This is a genomic window from Pseudonocardia ailaonensis, assembly GCF_039531635.1.
GTDB classification, from domain to species: domain Bacteria; phylum Actinomycetota; class Actinomycetes; order Mycobacteriales; family Pseudonocardiaceae; genus Pseudonocardia; species Pseudonocardia ailaonensis.
In genome coordinates this window covers 668,758-686,564 of the sequence record NZ_BAAAQK010000003.1, presented here as the reverse complement: position 1 = coordinate 686,564, position 17,807 = coordinate 668,758, and the positions used below count along the sequence as shown (strand labels likewise).

Annotated in this window: 15 protein-coding genes; 8 read left to right on the top strand and 7 right to left on the bottom strand. The window is 73.9% G+C overall.

Annotated features, from left to right (window positions below):
* The first annotated feature begins 41 nt into the window (after positions 1-41).
* The 5 genes from ABD324_RS05920 to ribA all read left to right on the top strand — a co-directional run bounded on the left by ABD324_RS05920 (position 42) and on the right by ribA (position 5,844).
* On the top strand, positions 42-1,013 hold the full coding sequence (locus ABD324_RS05920; protein ID WP_344413157.1) for a zinc-dependent alcohol dehydrogenase: 972 nt from the start codon (positions 42-44) through the stop codon (positions 1,011-1,013).
* A 34-nt stretch (positions 1,014-1,047) separates the two neighbouring features.
* Positions 1,048-1,440 (top strand): 6-pyruvoyl trahydropterin synthase family protein, encoded by a 393-nt coding sequence (locus ABD324_RS05915; RefSeq protein ID WP_344413155.1) that lies wholly within the window; start codon positions 1,048-1,050, stop codon positions 1,438-1,440.
* Complete coding sequence (locus ABD324_RS05910) at positions 1,437-3,386, top strand: glycosyltransferase (protein ID WP_344413153.1); 1,950 nt, start codon at positions 1,437-1,439, stop codon at positions 3,384-3,386. Before ABD324_RS05915 ends, ABD324_RS05910 begins: the two co-directional genes overlap by 4 nt.
* Positions 3,387-3,637: 251 nt before the next feature.
* Positions 3,638-4,519 (top strand): lysylphosphatidylglycerol synthase transmembrane domain-containing protein, encoded by an 882-nt coding sequence (locus ABD324_RS05905; protein ID WP_344413151.1) that lies wholly within the window; start codon positions 3,638-3,640, stop codon positions 4,517-4,519.
* Positions 4,516-5,844: a GTP cyclohydrolase II RibA gene (ribA, locus tag ABD324_RS05900; protein WP_344413149.1), complete on the top strand. Its 1,329-nt coding sequence runs from the start codon at positions 4,516-4,518 to the stop codon at positions 5,842-5,844. The genes ABD324_RS05905 and ribA overlap by 4 nt, the downstream gene beginning before the upstream one ends.
* A gap of 56 nt (positions 5,845-5,900) precedes the next feature.
* On the opposite strand, the gene ABD324_RS05895 is transcribed toward ribA, so the two are convergent.
* Both ABD324_RS05895 and ABD324_RS05890 read right to left on the bottom strand, forming a co-directional pair.
* Complete coding sequence (locus tag ABD324_RS05895) at positions 5,901-6,665, bottom strand: FkbM family methyltransferase (protein ID WP_344413147.1); 765 nt, start codon at positions 6,663-6,665, stop codon at positions 5,901-5,903.
* 74 nt (positions 6,666-6,739) lie between these two features.
* Positions 6,740-8,317, bottom strand: a complete 1,578-nt coding sequence (locus ABD324_RS05890; RefSeq protein WP_344413145.1) for a class I adenylate-forming enzyme family protein — start codon at positions 8,315-8,317, stop codon at positions 6,740-6,742.
* A 299-nt stretch (positions 8,318-8,616) separates the two neighbouring features.
* On the opposite strand from ABD324_RS05890, the gene zwf reads away from it, so the two are divergent.
* Entirely contained in the window at positions 8,617-10,122 is a 1,506-nt protein-coding gene (gene zwf, locus ABD324_RS05885; RefSeq protein ID WP_344413143.1) for a glucose-6-phosphate dehydrogenase, read from the top strand.
* A gap of 1 nt (position 10,123) precedes the next feature.
* On the opposite strand, the gene ABD324_RS05880 is transcribed toward zwf, so the two are convergent.
* The gene (locus ABD324_RS05880) at positions 10,124-10,720 is read right to left on the bottom strand and encodes a hypothetical protein (protein WP_344413141.1); all 597 of its coding nucleotides are present in this window, start codon (positions 10,718-10,720) and stop codon (positions 10,124-10,126) included.
* Positions 10,721-10,963: 243 nt separating this feature from the next.
* Between ABD324_RS05880 and ABD324_RS05875 the strand changes: the two genes are divergently transcribed.
* Entirely contained in the window at positions 10,964-11,332 is a 369-nt protein-coding gene (locus ABD324_RS05875) for an STAS domain-containing protein (RefSeq protein WP_344413139.1), read from the top strand.
* Between the two features lie 28 nt (positions 11,333-11,360).
* On the opposite strand, the gene ABD324_RS05870 is transcribed toward ABD324_RS05875, so the two are convergent.
* Complete coding sequence (locus ABD324_RS05870) at positions 11,361-13,169, bottom strand: FAD-dependent oxidoreductase (protein WP_344413137.1); 1,809 nt, start codon at positions 13,167-13,169, stop codon at positions 11,361-11,363.
* A gap of 119 nt (positions 13,170-13,288) precedes the next feature.
* Between ABD324_RS05870 and ABD324_RS05865 the strand changes: the two genes are divergently transcribed.
* The gene (locus ABD324_RS05865; RefSeq protein ID WP_344413136.1) at positions 13,289-14,245 is read left to right on the top strand and encodes an aldo/keto reductase; all 957 of its coding nucleotides are present in this window, start codon (positions 13,289-13,291) and stop codon (positions 14,243-14,245) included.
* Between the two features lie 77 nt (positions 14,246-14,322).
* Here ABD324_RS05865 and ABD324_RS05860 read toward each other — a convergent pair whose 3' ends face one another.
* From ABD324_RS05860 to ABD324_RS05850, 3 genes are all read right to left on the bottom strand, one after another.
* A complete protein-coding gene (locus tag ABD324_RS05860) occupies positions 14,323-15,309 on the bottom strand; it encodes a zinc-dependent alcohol dehydrogenase family protein (RefSeq protein WP_344413135.1) in 987 nt (328 codons plus the stop codon).
* Positions 15,310-15,318: 9 nt separating this feature from the next.
* Complete coding sequence (locus tag ABD324_RS05855; RefSeq protein ID WP_344413134.1) at positions 15,319-15,978, bottom strand: TMEM175 family protein; 660 nt, start codon at positions 15,976-15,978, stop codon at positions 15,319-15,321.
* A 138-nt stretch (positions 15,979-16,116) separates the two neighbouring features.
* Positions 16,117-17,775, bottom strand: a complete 1,659-nt coding sequence (locus tag ABD324_RS05850; protein WP_344413133.1) for a purine-cytosine permease family protein — start codon at positions 17,773-17,775, stop codon at positions 16,117-16,119.
* Positions 17,776-17,807 lie beyond the last annotated feature (32 nt).

Sequence of the window (17,807 nt, the reverse complement as noted above, 5' to 3'; positions counted from 1 at the left end):
ACGGAGTGGGAATGGTTCACGATCTCGGACAAGGTAGTGATGTGAGTCACACTGTTGGTCGGGCGGAGGCGTTCTGGATCGAGGAGCCCGGCCGCGGGGCGATCCGGCCGGTGGAGCTGCGCGCGCCGGGGCCGGACGAGGTGCTGGTGCGCGCGGTCGCCTCGGGCATCAGCCGGGGCACGGAGGCCCTGGTGTTCCGCGGCGGCGTGCCGGCCGCGCACGCCGCGGAGATGCGCGCGCCGTTCCAGGAGGGCGAGTTCCCGGGGCCGGTCAAGTACGGGTACCTCGGCGTCGGCGTCGTCGAGGAGGGGGCGCTGCGGGGGCGGACGGTGTTCTGCCTGCACCCGCACCAGACCCGGTACGTCGTGCCGGCCGCGATGGTCGCGCCGGTGCCGGAGGACGTGCCGGCGGGCCGGGCGATCCTCGCGGGGACCGTGGAGACCGCCGTCAACGCCCTGTGGGACGCCGCGCCGCTGGTCGGGGACCGGATCGCCGTCGTCGGGGCGGGGATGGTGGGGTGCGCGGTCGCGGCCGTGCTCACCGGGTTCCCGGGGGTGCGCCTCGAGCTGGTCGACGTCGATCCCGCGCGGGCCGCGGTGGCGGCGGCGCTGGGGGTCCCGTTCCGGCTGCCGCAGGAGGCGACCGGAGGCTGCGATCTGGTGGTGCACGCGAGCGCGTCGGAGGCGGGGCTCGCGCGGAGCCTGGAGCTGCTGGGGCAGGAGGGCGAGGTGATCGAGCTCAGCTGGTACGGCGACCGGGAGATCCGGGTGCCGCTCGGCGCGGCCTTCCACCCGCGGCGGCTGGCGATCCGCTCGAGCCAGGTCGGCGCCGTCGCCCCGGCCCGACGGGTGCGGCGGAGCTTCGCCGACCGGCTCGGCCTGGCGCTCTCGCTCCTCGCCGACGACCGTTTCGACGCCCTGATCGGCGGCGAGGTGGCCTTCGCGGACCTCCCGCGCGAGATGCCGCGGATCACCGGTGAACCGTCCGCGCTCTGTGTCCGTGTCACCTACTGACAGGCCCCACCGACAGACAGGAGGAGGAACCCCGGTGTTCGGCATCACCGTGCGCGATCACGTCATGATCGCCCACAGCTTCCGCGGCGAGGTCTTCGGACCGGCCCAGCGGCTGCACGGCGCGACCTACGTGGTCGACGCGACCTTCCGCCGCGCGGAGCTCGACGGCGACGGGCTCGTCGTCGACATCGGGCTCGCCACCGCGCGGCTCGGCGCCGTGCTCGCGGAGATCAACTACCGCAACCTCGACGAGCTGTTCCCGGGGATCAACACGTCCACGGAGTACCTGGCGAAGTGGGTCGCGGACAAGCTGGTCGCCGAGGTGGAGGCCGGCGCCCTCGGCGAGGGGGCGCGGGGGCTGGCGGGGGTGTCGGTCGTGCTGCACGAGTCGCACGTCGCCTCCGCGAGCTACGAGCGATCCCTGTGACCCTCGGGACGCTCGCCGTCGTCGTCCCCGCCGGCCTCGACGACCCGGCGCTGACCAGCGGCGGGAACGCCTACGACCGGCGGGTGATCGCGGGGCTCGGCGCGCGTGGGCTCGAGGCGGGGGACCCGGCGGCGCTGGACCGGGTGCTCGCCGGGCTCCCGGACGGCGCGGTGGTGCTGCTCGACGGTCTCGTCGCCTGCCCGGCCCCGGAGGTCGTGGTGCCGCAGGCGGAGCGGCTGCGGATCGTGGTGCTCGTCCACCTGCCGCTCGGGGCGGAGATCGGCGCGGACTCGTCGCTCGACGCGCGGGAGGGCACCGTCCTGCGCGCGGCCGCCGCCGTGGTCGCGACGAGCCGGTGGACGGCGGAGCGGGTGATCTCCTGGCACGGCGTCGACCGGGAGCGGGTGCACGTCGTCCCGCCCGGGGTGGATCCGGCGCCGCGGGCGACCGGCACGGACGGGCGGGGGCGGCTGCTCTGCGTCGGCTCCCTGACCCCGACCAAGGGGCAGGACCTGCTGGTCGCGGCACTGGCCGAGGTGGCGGAGCTGGCCGAGGTGGCGGAGCTGCCGTGGACGTGCGACCTGGTGGGGCCGGTCGTCCGGGACCCGGAGTTCGCGGCGGCTCTGCGGCTCGGTCGGGCCCCGGGAGCCGGTCCCGCCCAGCCGGACCTCGCCGGGCGGGTGCAGGTCACGGGGCCGCGCACGGGGGCCGCGCTGGAGGCGACGTACGCGGCGGCGGACGTGCTCGTGGTGCCGTCGCGGGTGGAGTCGTACGGGATGGTGGTCACCGAGGCCCTCGCGCGGGGGATCCCGGTGATCGCCTCGCGGGTGGGTGGGGTGCCGGAGGCGCTCGGGGTCGCCCCGGGTGGTCGCGTGCCGGGACTGCTCGTGGAGCCCGGGGGGTTGGCGGAGGCTCTGCGGCGGTGGCTGACCGAGCCGTCGCTGCGGGCGGAGCTGCGGCGGGTGGCGGACGGGCGGCGGTCCACCCTGGAGGGGTGGGAGGTCACGGCGGCGCGGGTGGGGGAGGTGCTCCGGATCGTCGGGGCGGCGCCTCCGACCGGGAGGTCGGTCGCTGCGGGGAGCGCTGTGTCCGCGCAGGTCGTGCCGGAGCAGGGGGCGCCGTGGTCGGCGCGGCTGAGCGCCACGGGATCACCCGTGTGCACGCCGGACTGGCTGGCGTTGCGCGAGCCCGCGGACGCCGAGGCCCGCGACCGCTCGCTCGTCGATCGTCTGTCGGGCATCCGGACGGTCACCGATCTCGGGTGCGGCAGCGGGTCGATGGGCCGCTGGCTCGCGCCGCTGCTGCCCGGGCCGCAGGTCTGGCGCCTGCACGACCGCGATCCGGTGCTGCTGGACCGGGCGCTCGCCGGAATGCCGCGGTGCGGTGCGAACGGGGGACCGGTGCGGGCCGACGCGGTCCTCGGCGACCTCACCGGGCTCACCGCCGCGGACCTCGGGGGCACGGACCTGGTCACGGCCTCGGCGCTGCTCGACCTGCTGACCTCGGACGAGGTCGTCGACCTGGTGGAGGCCTGCGCCGGGCGGACCGCGCTGTTCGCCCTGAGCGTCAGCGGGCGGGTGCGGTTCGGTCCGGCCTCGCCGCTCGACGCGGAGTTCGCGGCGGCCTTCGACGCGCACCAGCGCCGCCGGGTGGGCGGGCGACGGCTGCTCGGGCCGGACGCCGGACCCGCCGCGACCGCCGCGTTCGAGCGGGCGGGGTACACCGTGACCGTCCGGGAGACGCCGTGGCGGCTCGGTCCTGCGCGGGCCGCGCTGACGGAGGAGTGGTTGCGGGGCTGGATCTCCGCGGCCTGCGAGCAGGAGCCGCGGCTGGCCGCGGCGGCGCCGGGATATCTGGGTCGCCGGCTCGCGGAGCTCGCGGCGGGGGAGCTGACCGTGGAGGTCGGGCACGTGGACCTGCTCGCGGTGCCGGGAGGTGGGTCGTGACGATCGTCGGAGCGCCCGGGGCCGAGGCCGCCGGTCCGGCAGGCCCGGGGTCCTGGTTCACGCGGACCCGGGCCGCCGGTCCCACGGACCCGGGGCACGGCCCGCGGGGGACGACCGGCCTGCCGAGCACGCGACCGGGTACTCCCCCCGAGGACGGACCGGTCCGCAACACCGACGGACCACGTCGCAGATGTGTGTTTCGGCCTACGAGAAGTGCCGACTCGCGGGGTCGGGGGTGGTCCGGGCTGCGGGTGCTGGCCGGGGTGGTCGTGCTCGGGGTCGTGGCGTGGCGGGTCGATCTCTCCGCCGTGCTCGCCGCGGTCCGGGGGATCTCGGTCCCGGCGTTGCTGACGGCGCTGGGGCTCGGGATGGGCACGACGCTGGCGGCGGCGGGGCGGTGGTGGGTCGTGGCGCGGGGGCTGGGGCTGCCGCTGCGGATGACGACGGCGGTCGCCGCGACCTATCGCGCCACGCTGCTGAACTCGGTGCTGCCCGCGGGGGTGCTCGGGGACGTGCACCGGGCCGTCCGCTACGGGCGGGAGGTCGGGGACGTCGGGCGGGGGGCGCGGGCAGTCGCGATCGAGCGGGTGGCGGGTCAGGCGGCGATCGTGGTCGTCGGGCTCGGGGTCGTGCTCGCCTCGCCGGGCGTGCGGGAACAGCTGCGCGCCTTCGCCCTGCCCGCCTCCGTCCTCCTGCTGGCGGTCGGGCTCGTCGCCGTGCTGGCGCGGGGGCGCCTGGCCCGGCACGCGACCGCGCTTCGGGCGGACCTGCGCACCGGGGTGCTCGCGCACTGGCCGGCGGTCCTCGGGCTGTCGGTGCTCGCGCTGGCCGGGTACCTGGCGCTGTTCGTGGTGGCCGCGCGCTCCGCGGGCGTCGCCGCGCCGCTCGGCACCCTGCTGCCGCTGCTCGTGCTCGGGCTGCTGGCCATGGCCCTGCCCGTCACCATCGGCGGCTGGGGTCCGCGCGAGGGCGTGCTGTCCCTGGCGTTCGGGGCGGTCGGTCTCGGTGCGGCGCAGGGGCTCGCGACCGCGGTCGTCTACGGCGTCCTGGCGCTCGTCGCCTGCCTTCCCGGCGTCGCCGCCCCCCTGTTCCTGCGGGCACCCGCCCGCGAACCCGAGAGGAGCGCCTCGTGACCGGCGTGTACGAGGACCTGCGGATCGCCGTGGAGGTGCCGCTGCCGACCCGGTTCGGCGAGTTCCGGGCGGCCGCCGTGGAGATCCGGCCGCTGACCTATCTGGCGCTGTGCCGCGGCGACGTGACGACCGGCGGCCCGGTGCTGACCCGGCTGCACTCCGAGTGCCTGACCGGTGACGTCCTGGGCTCGCTGCGCTGCGACTGCGGCGTGCAGCTCGCGGCGGCCCTGCGCCGGATCGCCGTCGAGGGCCGCGGTGTGGTGCTCTACGCGACCGGGCAGGAGGGCCGCGGGATCGGGCTGATCGGGAAGCTGCGCGCGTACGTCGAGCAGGACGCCGGCGCCGACACCGTCGACGCCAACCTGCGGCTGGGCCTGCCGGTCGACGCCCGCACCTACGACGACGCCGCCCGGGTGCTCGCCGCCCTCGGCGTGGACGAGGTACGGCTGCTCACCAACAACCCCGACAAGGCCCGGGGGCTGCGGGCCGCCGGCATCGCCGTCGGGACCACGGAGGCCCTGCGGACGGCCGCGCACGCCCGCAGTGCCGCCTACCTGCACACCAAGGAGCAGCGGCTCGGCCACGGGGACCCCACCGGCATCCCGCTGCCCCGGCCGCGGCTGGCCCCGCCGGACGCGCTCGCGCTGCTCGGCGCGGTCGAGCCGCCGCCGGACCGGCCGTACGTGCTGGTCAAGTACGCCCAGACGCTCGACGGCCGGATCGCGACCGCGTCGGGGGACTCGAAGTGGATCAGCGGGGAGGGCGAGCGCACCGTGTCGCACGCCCTGCGCGCGGCCTGCGACGCGATCATGGTCGGCGTCGGCACGGTGCTCTCGGACGATCCGCGCCTCGACGTCCGGCTGGTCCCGGGCGCCTCCCCGGTGCGGATCGTGCTCGACTCCACCCTCCGGATCCCGGCGGGCGCGAACCTGCTGGCCGGCGAGCCCCCGACGATCGTCCTGACCACCTCGCGCTCGAGCGAGCGCGACCGGGAGCGGGTGCGCGCGACGGGGGCCGGCGTGCGCGTCCTGCCGGACGGGCCCGGCGGTGTGGACCTCGCCGCGGCGTTGGCGGCGTTGCGGGCCGAGGGCGTGCGCAGCCTGATGGTCGAGGGCGGCGGCCGGGTGATCACGTCGCTGCTCGCGGCGCGGCTGGTCGACCGGCTCGTCGTCGGGACCGCACCGAAGATCATCGGGGCGGGCCGGGAGGGCGTCGGGGACCTGGGGACGGCCCGCGTCGCCGAGGGCATCGTGCTCACGAACCGCGCGGTCCACGTCGTGGACGACGACGTGCTGATCGCGGGGGACGTGGTGTACGGCGGGTGATCGTCAGGTGCGGTGCGCGGCGGCCACCGACGGCCGCCGGGCAGCGCTCACGATGATCACGGGACGAGGAGGCGGGCGTAGACGTCGCCGGAGCGGCCGAGGGGGCGGCGGCGGGTCAGGATCGCGTCGAGCCCCGCGCGGTCGGTCCAGCCGTCCTCGGTGAACCGCATGGTCTCCACGGGGGAGTAGGCCCACTCGTAGGAGCCGAGCTCCTCGATGCGGTCGAGGACGGCGAGGGTGGCGTCGTGCGCGGGCGGCAGGTACTCCACCGACAGGGCCGGCAGCGCCCGCGTGAGCCCGGCCAGCACCTCGCCCTCGAAGCCCTCGACGTCGATCTTGCAGAAGGCCGGGACGCCGTGCGTGGCCACCAGCGCGTCGAGCGTGGTCACCTCGACCTCGACCGTCGAGTCCCAGCGCACGGCCGCGAAGCTGCGGTCCGTGCTCACCGAGTCGATCCAGTCCGGGGCCATCGACGAGACGGTCGGGGTGGCCGTCGAGATGCCGAGCCGGGCGGTCCCGGGTTCCGCACCCAGGGCCACCGGCAGGATCGTGACGCCACGGTCCCGGCCGAACAGCAGCCGCAGCACGCGCAGGCAGTCCGGCTGCGGCTCGACGGCGACCACCCGGGCCCCGAGCGTCCGCCAGGCCCGGACCCGGCTGCCGACGTGCGCCCCGACGTCGATCGCGACGTCTCCCGGGGCCAGGAACTGCCCGTAGAAGGCGACGAGCCGGCGGTGCCGGCCCGGGATGCCGTGGTACATCGCGAGCGAGCGGGCGATCCCACGGACCCGGCGCAGCCGCGAGCGCAGCGGGGGAAGCATCGGGCGACCGTACCGGGGGCGCCGGGTGGCGGCCCGGACTCGCCCGCCCGCCCGAGCGGGCTGGGCCGCCCGGGTCAGCTCCTGCCCGTCCCGGCACCGTGCGCCCACTCGCGCAGACGCACCTTGTCGGGCTTGCCGAGCGCGGTGCGCGGCAGCTCGTCGAACACGTCGAGGCGCTGGGGGATCTTCTGCACCATCAGCCCCGCCGCGACGCAGAAGTCGTACACGTCGGACAGCGTGGGGACCGCGGCCGCCGCCGGCACGACCGCGGCGCACACCCGCTCGCCGAGCTCGGGATCGGGGATGCCGTAGACGACGACGTCGCGGATCCCGGGCATGCCGTACAGCACCTCCTCGACCTCGCGCGGGCTCACGTTCTCGCCCTTGCGGATGATCACGTCCTTCAGCCGGCCGGTCACCTGGAGGCACCCGTCGGCGCGCCGGCGCCCCAGATCGCCGGTGCGCAGGTAGCCGGCGGCGTCGACGACCTCCGGGCCGGCCGCCACCTCGCCGGTCGGCGGGTCGAGGTAGCCGCGGAACACGCCAGGGCCGGCCACGCGGATCTCGCCGACCTCCCCCGTCGCGACCACCTGCTCGTCGGAGCCGACGATGCGCACGTCGAGCCCGGGCATCACCCGGCCCACGGTGGCGGTGAGCTGCTCGTCGGTCGAGTCCGGCACCGGCGCGGCGATCGTCCCGGCCTCCGACATGCCGTAGCCGGTGAGCAGCCCGCGGCCTCCGAGGACCGCACGCACCTCGGTCCACAGGCCCGGGGTCTGCGGTGCCGTGCCGCTCGCGCCGTAGCGCAGGTGCGGGAACAGGGTGCGGTCGGGCGTGCGGCGCTGTGCCTCGACCAGCCCGGTGTAGACCGCCGGCACCGTGGAGAACACCGTGACGTCGTGCTCGGCGAGGGCGAACGGCGTGCGCTGCGGGTCGAAGCCCTCGGTGACGACGGCCGTGCAGCCGCTCACGAGCGTCGAACCGACGATGTACGCGCCACCGACGTGCGCGACCGGGATGACGAAGGCGACGATGTCGGCCGGGCCCAGCTCCTGGAGCAGCGGCTGGCCGACCGACCACGAGAGCAGCGAGCGATCGCAGTGGGCGACGAGCTTGGGGGTTCCCGTGGAGCCGGACGTGGCGTAGAGGTAGCGGACGAGCTCGGGATCGTCGACCCGGCCACCGAGCGGTTCGCCGGGCTCGAGGCCGGCGAGCGTGGCGAGCCGCGGCGTGACGCCGGCCGCGGTGGCGGCATCGGAGGCGACGGCGACCCCGTCCGGCGCGACGAGCACCACCTCCGGCCCCGTCGCCGTGAACACGGAGGTGAGCTCCCGGAGGCGATGGCTCACGAGCAGTGGCGCCTGGCGTGCGCCGAGCACCGACAGGGCCGTGAAGGTGACGACGGTCTGCACCTCACCCGGCAGCTGCCAGCACACCGTGGTGCCCCGGCCGACGCCGAGTCGCGCGAGCTCGCCCGCGCGCAGGCGGACCCGCTCGCCGAACTCGGCGAAGGTGGCCGCGTCACCTCCGGTGTCGGTGATCATCGGGGAGTCGGGCGTCGCCGCGACACGGCGGTCGAGCAGCTCGCCGAAGCTCGTCGCGTCGACGATCGCCTCCTCGCACTGCTGCGCGTCCGACTGCGGCACGACCATCGCGACACTCCTGTCCCCGGCGGGTCCGGCCACGTCCGGACCGGGCTCCACATGATCCCGGGTGCCACACTCGCGCATCGGCGCCGGCCGGCGCCAGACACCCCGCCCAGGTCGGCCCAGGTCGGACGGGGCCCGCGGGGCTGCGCCGTTCACGTCCCGGTCATGCGCCGGAAAGGAATGCGACGAGCGCCTCCTCCCGATCATCGCGGCCGGCGCCGCGGGCGGGGCCGGGCGGGCCCGGAAGGGCTAGGGTCAGCGGCTGACGAGCAAGTCTGCCCGCCCGCCCGCAAGGAGCTCCCGTGACCGACCCGCGGTCCCACCGGCCCCAGACGATCGCCTACCCCGGCCCGGGCTCGCGCCCCTTCCGGCGCGATCCGGAAACCCTTGCGCCGCACGTGATCGTGCTCTTCGGCGCGACGGGCGACCTGGCCAAGCGCAAGCTGCTGCCGGGTCTGGCGTATCTGTCCGAATCGGAGCTGACGCCGTCGGTGCGGATCGTCGGCACCGCGATGGAGGACCTCTCCACGGACGAGTTCCGCCAGCTCGCGCACAACAGCGTGCAGAACTTCGGCACCCACCGGCTGCCGGAGGAGGAGTGGGCGGACTTCGCCGAGAAGCTCACGTACGTGCCGCAGAGCGCCGGGCCCGAGGGGCTGACCGCCGCGGTCAAGGAGGCGGAGGCCAAGCTCGGCGCGGACGCCAGGCGGCTGCACTACCTGTCCGTGCCGCCGAAGGCCGCCCAGGCCGTGATCGCGATGCTGCGGGACGCCGACCTCGTCGGGAACTCGCGCGTGGTCATGGAGAAGCCCTTCGGGCACGACCTCGAGAGCGCCATCGAGCTCAACGACTACGTGCACCACGTCTTCGACGAGTCGCAGATCTTCCGGATCGACCACTTCCTGGGCAAGGAGGCGGCGCAGAACATCCTCGCCTTCCGCTTCGCCAACGGACTGTTCGAGCCCATCTGGAACCGCAACTTCATCGACCACATCCAGATCGACATCCCCGAGACGCTCGGGTTGGACCAGCGGGCCAACTTCTACGAGTCCACCGGCGCGTACAAGGACATGGTCGTCACGCACCTGATGCAGGTCATGGCGTTCGTCGCGATGGAGCCGCCGACGGCGCTCGAGCCCCGCGCGATCAGCGAGGAGAAGAACAAGGTCTTCCGCTCGCTGCTGCCGGTGCACCCGTGGGACGTGGTGCGCGGGCAGTACTCCGGCTACCGCGAGGAGGAGGGCGTGGCGAAGGACTCGGACACCGAGACCTTCATCGCGCTCAAGGTCGGCCTGGACAACTGGCGCTGGGCGGGCGTGCCGTTCTACCTGCGCACCGGCAAGAAGATGGCCGAGGGCCAGCGGATCATCTCGATCGCGTTCAAGGAGGCGCCGCGCTCGATGTTCCCCGCGGGCTCCGGGGTGGGCACCGGGGGGCCGGACCACCTGACGTTCGATCTCGCCGACTCGTCGAAGGTGTCGCTGTCGTTCTACGGCAAGCGGCCCGGCCCGGGTTTCCGGCTGGAGAAGCTGTCCATGCAGTTCTCCACCCAGGAGACGGACTCCGCGGGGGACGTCCTGGAGGCCTACGAGCGGCTGATCCTCGACGCCATGCGGGGTGACCACACGCTGTTCACCACCGCCGACGGCATCGAGTCGCTGTGGGACCGCTCGGCGCCGCTGCTCGAGGACCCGCCGCCCGTCAAGACCTACCCGGTGGGTTCGTGGGGGCCGAACGCGATCCACCAGCTCATCGCGCCGAACGCGTGGCGGCTGCCGTTCGAGCGCGCCTGGCGCGAGAAGCGGTAGCTCAGCGGTCCCACAGGGGGTGCGGGTCGTGGCCGGCCACCATCACGAACCGGTCCCGCCACGAGACGTCCGCCGGGACGGGTTCGACCGGCTGACCGAAGACCCCGGTCTCCTGCCAGCGTGCGAGGTCCGGCGTGACGTGGTCGTACAGCGCCCGCGCCAGCCCCTCCGTCAACGGGTTCACCGAGCCCCGGTGGATCGAGACCTCGTGGGCGAGCAGGGCCCGGCCCACGGCCTCCCGCCACAGGAAGGCGCCCGCGGGGATCCGGTCCGGGCCGACCGGGGCGTCCTCGTCCTCCACCCCGGCGACCGCCGCGCACGCCTTCTCCGAGACCTGGCGCGCCAGCGCGGGGAGCTCCTCCCGGTGCGGCGGCAGCACGTCCCCGGCCAGGTGCTCGCGCCCGGCCAGCAGGTCGACGAGCGCGGCGGTGCGGGCGATGTGGTGGCGGACCAGGGCGTCCAACGCGGTGGGTCGGGTCGGGTCGGGGGAGTCGGGGAGCGGGGGGATCCTCGTCCGCCACTGGTCCGGACGGACTCCGTCCAGGACGGTCCCCATCACCCGCTCGGCCTCCACCAGGCACTCCGCACCGGGCAGCATCGATCCTCCGTCCGTCCCCGGTCTCCGTCGACCGGTGCATCCGGTGCGCATGACAGCACGCTCCGGCGCCGAAGCGGCCCGGATGGAGCAAAGTGAGGCACTCGTTCGCCGCGCCCCGCGTTCCCGGGCACGGTACGGTCGAGCTCCCCGCACAGGTCGGAGTCGAGCAGCGCGCTCCCCCTCGCGAAAGGACTCCCGCTCGTGTGCAGCCCTGCCGACGGTTCCGTCCGTCCGGATGCCGCCGTGACCTGGGAACGTCGTGACGCCCCGGGGGACGCGGTCGAGCTGCACGTGCTCGCGCCCGCGCCCGGTGAGCGGCTGCTCGTGGTCCGCGGCGAGATCGACGCCGCCGAGGCGGACGCCGTGCAGGAGGTGGCCACCCGGCTGCTCGCCGAGGCGTCCTCGCTGGTCGTGGACCTGTCCGAGCTCGGGTTCCTCGCGTCCCGCGGGCTCGCCGCGCTGGTCCACGTACAGCGGGCCGCCGAGCGCGCGGGGGTGTCCCTGCAGGTGGTGACGGGCGGGAACCGGGCCGTGCTGCGCCCGCTGCAGGTCACCGGGGTGGACACCCAGCTGCACCTGGTGGCCCACCGGGACGGGCCGGCCCCCGGGTAGGAGCCGGCCCGCTCGTCGTCGGATCCGGTCAGCGGGTGTGGTGGACCTCCTGCAGCCCGTAGACCGGCGTCGGGATGCCCTCCTGTCGCGCCTTGAGCTGCAGCGCCAGGTAGAGCGAGTAGTGGCGGCTCTGGTGCAGGTTGCCGCCGTGGAACCAGAGCGCCTCCTGCTGGGTGGGCTTCCACATGTTGCGCTGCTCGCCCTCCCACGGGCCGGGGTCCTTCGTGGTGTCCGAGCCCAGGCCCCACACCTTCCCGACCCTGTCCGCGACCTCCTGGCTGATGAGGTCCGCGGCCCAGCCGTTCATCGAGCCGTAGCCGGTCGCGTAGACGACCAGGTCGGCCTCCAGCTCGGTGCCGTCCGCGAGCACCACCGCGTTCTCCGTGAGGCGCACCACCTGGCCCTGGACGAGCCTCACGTCGCCGTTCGCGATCAGGTCCGCGGCCCCGACGTCGATGTAGTAGCCCGAGCCCCGCCGCAGGTACTTCATGAACAGGCCGGAGTCGTCGTCGCCCCAGTCGTGGCGGAAGCCGGCGCCCTCGAGGCGGTCGTAGAACTCCTGGTCCCGCTCCTTGATCGCCGCGTAGACCGGCTGCTGGAAGGTGTGCATGATCCGGTACGGCAGCGACGCGAAGATCATGTCGGCCTTCTGCGTGGTGACGCCGGCCGCCACCGCCCGCTCGGAGTACAGGTCACCGAGGCCGAGGTCCATCAGGGAGTCCGACTTGACGATGTGCGTGCTCGAGCGCTGCACCATCGTGACGTCCGCGCCGACCTCCCACAGCGCCCCGCAGATGTCGAACGCGGAGTTGTTCGACCCGATGACCACGACCTTCTTGTCCTTGTAGGCGTCGGGCCCCGGGTGCTTCGAGGAGTGGTGCTGCTCGCCCCGGAACACGTCCTGCCCGGGCAGCTCCGGCACGGTGGCCTTGCCGGACATGCCCGTCGCGAGGACGAGCTGCTTCGGGTGGAGGGTGATCTCCTCCCCGTCTCGGTCCAGGACGACGGTCCACTCACTCCCGTCGTAGGACGCGCTCTTGCAGGTCGTCCGCGACCAGTAGTTGACCTCCATGACCTTCGTGTAGAACTCGAGCCAGTCCGCGATCTTGTCCTTGGGCGCGAACACCGGCCAGTTCTTCGGGAAGTCCAGGTACGGCAGGTGGTCGTACCAGACCGGGTCGTGCAGGCAGAGGGACTTGTAGCGGCTGCGCCACTGGTCGCCGGGCCGCGCGTACCGGTCGACGACGACGTGCGGCACGCCGAGCTGCTTCAGCCGCGCCCCCAGCGCGATCCCGCCCTGCCCGCCGCCCACGACCACGACGTACGGCTCGCGGGTGCGGCCCATCTCCTCCGACTCCGCGCGGCGGGCCTCCGACCAGGTCACGCGGTCGCGGTTCGCGCCGTGCTCCGCGCCCATCGGCCGGTTCTCGCCCTGGGGCTCCTCGTGGCCGGTGAGCTCGTAGAGGGTCGTGAGCAGGGTGAAGGCGCCCTCGTCGGTCAGCCGCAGGTGGCCGCGGGCCCTGCCGACGGCGGTGTCGAAGCCGATCCAGGCGTCGACCACGCCGTCCGCCTCGGTGGGCTCCTCGGTCGCCGCGAAGTTCCGGGCGTCCGTGGACTCCATGGTGGCGCGCAACAGGTCCGCCACGCCGTCGCGGTTCTCGACGGTCTTGAGGTTCCAGGTGAACGCGATCAGGTCCCGCCAGAACGACGTCGTCGCGAAGAGGCCGGCCGCCCGCTCGGCGTCCCGGGCCACGAGCGCCGCCTCGAAGTCGGCGAGCCAGGCCTCGACGCGTTCGCGGGGGCTGGTTCCGGTCTCCGGCTCGAGGGTCTGGGTCATGCGGACCTCCCTGTTCGTGCTGCTCGCTGTGGTGCTGGTCACAGGACAGGGGACTCCTCCCGCTGCGGCGTCGCAAGGGTTGCAGCACGGTTGCAGCGTCCGTGTGGCAGCGTGGAGGGGTGACCTCCGTGCGACGTCTCGGGATCGGGCTGGCCGCCGTCGGGCGCCCCGCCTACATCAACGCCGGACGCGAGCACGATCTCGGCGCCCACCGCACGGTCGACGACCTGCGGGAACGCACCTGGTCGGTCCTCGACGCGGCCTACGCGGCGGGGATCCGGTACGTCGACGTGGCCCGCTCCTACGGCCGGGCCGAGGAGTTCCTGGCCGGCTGGCTCGCCGCCCGGCCCGGCACCGACGACGTCGAGGTCGGGTCCAAGTGGGGGTACCGGTACGTCGGCGGCTGGCAGCTCGACGTGCCCCGGCACGAGGTCAAGGACCACTCACCCGAGGCCTTCGCGGCCCAGTCCGCCGAGTCGCTGACCCTGCTCGGCAGCCGGCTGTCGATCTACCACGTGCACTCGGCGACGCTGGACACCGGCGCGCTGGACGACGCGGAGCTGCACCGCGCCCTCGCGGACCTGCGCGAGCACGGGATCCGCGTGGGCATCTCGACGTCGGGCCCCCGCCAGGCCGAGGCGGTGCGCCGCGCGCTCGAGGTGACGGTCGACCGCGATCCGCTCTTCACCTCGTTCGAGAGCACCTGGAACGTCCTCGAACCCTCGGTGGGCCCGGCGCTCGCCGAGGCCGCGGACGCGGGCGCGCGGGTGATCGTCAAGGAGGTCGTGGCGAACGGGCGGCTCGCCCCGGGCGGCGCCGCGGGCGCGGCGGACGACCGGGCCGCCGCCCTCGCCGGGGAGCTCGGGACCACGGTGGACCGCCTCGCGATCGCGGCCGCCCTGGCCCAGCCCTGGGCCGCCACCGTCCTGTCCGGGGCGGCGGACGCGGCCCAGCTGCGCAGCAACGCCGAGGCCACCCACCTCAAGCTCGACCCCGACACCGAGGAGCAGCTCCTCGACCTCGCCGAACCCCCGCAGCTCTACTGGAGCGAGCGCTCCCGACGCCCCTGGTCCTGAGGCTCCTCGGGTGGCGTCATGGAACCATAACGCTGCTCAGGACGCCCGAAACCGACGTTATGGTTCCATAACGCGCCTCAGCGGACGCGGAGGACGGGCTTGCCGGGGGCGCGGTCGGGGGAGTCGATGTACTCGTGGGCCTCGCGGACCTCGTCGAAGGCGAAGATGCGGTCGATCAGCGGGACCAGGGCGCCCGTGGTGAGGCCGGCTCGCACGAAGGCCTCGGCGCGGCGCAGCGCGGCGGGATCGCGGGTGATCTCCGAGACCAGGTAGCGGCGCAGCCACACCGGGGCGTAGGCGCCGCCCGGCAGGGGCGTGGGCAGGCCGGACAGGCCACCGTGGACGAGCACGGTGCCGCCCGGGACCGTGGCCCGGACGAGCTGGGCCACCTGCGGACCGCCGACCGCGTCGAGGACCAGGTCGGCCTTCCCCAGCGCATCGCCGAGGGAGTCGGGTGCGCTGTCGTAGGGGCCGGTGACCACGACCTCGGCGGCGCCCGCGGCCCGCAGGGCGTCGCCGTGCGCGTCGGTGGGGGTGGTCGCCACGGGCGTCGCCCCGAGGGACCGGAGGACCTGCAGGGCCGCGACGCCGATGCTGTTCGCGGCCGCGGTGACGACCACCCGGTCCCCGGGCCGCACGCGGGCGACCTCGGCGACCATCCCGTAGACCGTCACGTACGGCATCCAGACACCCGCGCCCGTGACCGCGTCCATGCCCTCGGGGCGGCGCACCAGGGACCGGGCGGGGACGACCGCCTCCTCCGCATAGACGGGATAGTCGTTCTGGGAGAAGGACGGCACGACGCTGACGGCGTCGCCGGGGGCCCAGCCGTCGACCTCCGGCCCGAGCTCGAGGATCTCCCCGGCCGCCTCGGTGCCGAGCCCGGCGGGCAGCCGCGGCGCCTCGACGTAGGTCCCGCGGCGGAAGTTGACCTCGGCCCGGTTGAGCCCCACGGCGTCGACCCGGATCCGGACCTCGCCGGGGCCGGGGGAGCGGACCGGCAGCTCCTCGACCGTGAGGACCTCGGGGCCGCCGAGGGTGTGGAAGCGGATCGCGCGGGGCATGCGCCGAAACTACTGCCGTCGCCGCCGCCACCAGCGGGCCACCGCACCCAGCCGGCCCGCGACGGCGAGCAGCACGAGCGTGAACGGCGCCCACGAGGGGACGAGGTACGCCACCGGGATGCACAGGGCGAAGACCGCGAGGTTCCCGCGCACCTCCAGTCCGGACTCGAACCAGCTGCTCCGGTCGGTGGGTCCCGAACGCAGCTCGTAGGCCCTCAGGTCGCGGCGCAGGGAGAGGATCACGAGGCTCGCGACGATGTTGACCCCGGCGTAGATCACCAGCGCGATCGGCCTGCTCCCGTACTCCGCGAGCAGCGAGCTGGGGAACGGCAGGGCCGCGACCAGCAGCAGCAGGGCCAGCGTGTGGACGATCAGCCGCGGATGGGTGCGGGTGACCGAGCGCATCAGCCGGTGGTGGCCCAGCCAGTAGTTGGCCACGACGTAGAAGCTCAGCAGGTAGGTGCCCACGCTCGGCAGCTCGTCCCGCAGCGCGGCGAGCAGCTGTGCCTCGGTGGCACCGTCGGGCAGCTGCGGCACCCGCAGGTCCAGGGCGAGCAGGGTCATCGCGATCGCGAACACCCCGTCGGCCAGTGCGAGCAGCCGGCCGAGCGAGTTGTCGGCGACGGGAGCCCCGTCCGCCCTGCTCTCGTCGTCCTCGGTGCTGTCCATCCGGCCTCCCCGGTGATCGTCCCGGGGGGAGGGTAGGCCCGCCCGCGCGATGCGCGGATGACGCTGTCCCACACCTCGGTGGAGCAGGACCGGGAAGGCCCGCCCGCGCTGTGCGCGGACGGGCCTCCACCCCTCCGGTCAGGCCTGGGCCGGCAGCACGTGGTCGCCGACCTTGTCCGTCGACAGGCACAGCGAGCAGACGACGGCGTCGTGCGTCTCGCACCGCGCGACGTCCGGGCGCTCGAAGTCCTGGCGGCACACGTGGCAGTGCAGCGTCTCGGCCGACGGGTTGCCGTGCTCGTCGAGCATCGGCAGGTCGATGCCGTCGTCGGTGCGGCGCAGGTAGTACTTGCCCTTGGTGGCGATCGCCAGCAGCGGCGGGAGCACGATGGCCAGGCCGATCGCGACGAGCGGGCTGAACGGCTGGACCGCCGCGCCGAAGGCACCGAAGAAGACCAGGATGGACACCCCGGCCGAGACGATCATCGAGCCGAAGCCGACGGGGTTGACGTTGTAGAGCATGCCGCGGCGGAACTCCGGCTGCAGCGGCGAGAGCTTGAGCAGGTACTTGTTGATCGCGATGTCCGTGGCGACCACGACCACCCAGGACATGCCGCAGTTGGCGTAGAAGCCGAGGATCGTGTTCAGGAAGCTGAACATGTTGGCTTCCATCAGGACCAGCGCGATGAGCAGGTTGACGCCGAGGAACACCAGCCGGCCCGGGTACGTCTTGGTGATCCGGGTGAAGGAGTTGGTCCAGGCCAGCGAGCCCGAGTAGGCGTTCGTCACGTTGATCTTGATCTGGGAGATGACGACGAGGATGACGGCCACCGTCATGGCGGCCCACGGCGGCATGATGTCCTTGTAGATCTCCAGGAACTGGTGGACGGGCTCGTTGGCGACCGTGGCGCCGTCGGCCACGTTGGCGATGATGTAGACGGCGAGGAAGAGCCCGACGATCTGCTTGATCGCGCCGAAGAACACCCAGCCCGGGCCGGCGAGGATCAGCGAGGTCCACCAGCGCCGCGAGTTCTCCGGCGTCTTCGGCGGCATGAAGCGCAGGTAGTCGATCTGCTCGGCGATCTGCGCGATGAGCGAGAGGCACACGCCGGCGGCGAGCATGACGGCGCCGATGCTGGGCGCGCCCTGGCCGTTCTCGCCCTGGTAGGCGAAGAAGGAGCTCACCGAGTCCGGGTGGCTCACCAGCAGGTACACGAAGGGCGCGACCATCAGCACCAGCCAGAGCGGCGTGGTCCACAGCTGTAGCTTGGACAGCAGCGACATCCCGTAGATCACCAGCGGGAAGATGATCAACGTGGAGACGGCGTAGCCCACCCAGAGCGGGATGTTGAGGCCCAGTTTCAGGCCCTGGGCCATGATCGAGCCCTCGAGGGCGAAGAAGATGAAGGTGAACGTCGCGAAGATGACGTTGGTGACCACCGAGCCGTAGTAGCCGAAGCCCGAGCCACGGGTGATCAGGTCGAGGTCGAGGTTGTAGCGGGCGGCGTAGTAGGCCAGCGGGAAGCCGGTCGCGAAGATCACCACGGCGAACACGAGGATGCCCCACAGGGCGTTCGTGGTGCCGTACGAGATCCCGATGTTGGCGCCGATGGCGAAGTCGGCGAGATAGGCGATGCCGCCCAGCGCGGTCACCCCGACGACGCCGGTCGACCACTTGCGGTAGCTCCGCGGCGCGAACCGGAGCGTGTAGTCCTCGAGGGTCTCCTTGGCGGCGGACTCGCGGGGCAGTTCGCCGGGTTCCGGCGCGGGATCGCGCCGGGCGTTCTCGATGCTCATCGCAGCCCTTCGGAGCAGGGACGGGGGATCAC

Excerpts from the sequence above, each read along its gene's own strand:
- ABD324_RS05895 (WP_344413147.1), bottom strand. The coding sequence starts at position 6,665 with ATGCTTCCCCCGCTGCGCTCGCGGCTGCGCCGGGTCCGTGGGATCGCC.
- ABD324_RS05890 (WP_344413145.1), bottom strand. The coding sequence starts at position 8,317 with ATGGTCGTGCCGCAGTCGGACGCGCAGCAGTGCGAGGAGGCGATCGTC.
- ABD324_RS05880 (WP_344413141.1), bottom strand. The coding sequence starts at position 10,720 with ATGCTGCCCGGTGCGGAGTGCCTGGTGGAGGCCGAGCGGGTGATGGGG.
- ABD324_RS05870 (WP_344413137.1), bottom strand. The coding sequence starts at position 13,169 with ATGACCCAGACCCTCGAGCCGGAGACCGGAACCAGCCCCCGCGAACGC.
- ABD324_RS05860 (WP_344413135.1), bottom strand. The coding sequence starts at position 15,309 with ATGCCCCGCGCGATCCGCTTCCACACCCTCGGCGGCCCCGAGGTCCTC.
- ABD324_RS05855 (WP_344413134.1), bottom strand. The coding sequence starts at position 15,978 with ATGGACAGCACCGAGGACGACGAGAGCAGGGCGGACGGGGCTCCCGTC.
- ABD324_RS05850 (WP_344413133.1), bottom strand. The coding sequence starts at position 17,775 with ATGAGCATCGAGAACGCCCGGCGCGATCCCGCGCCGGAACCCGGCGAA.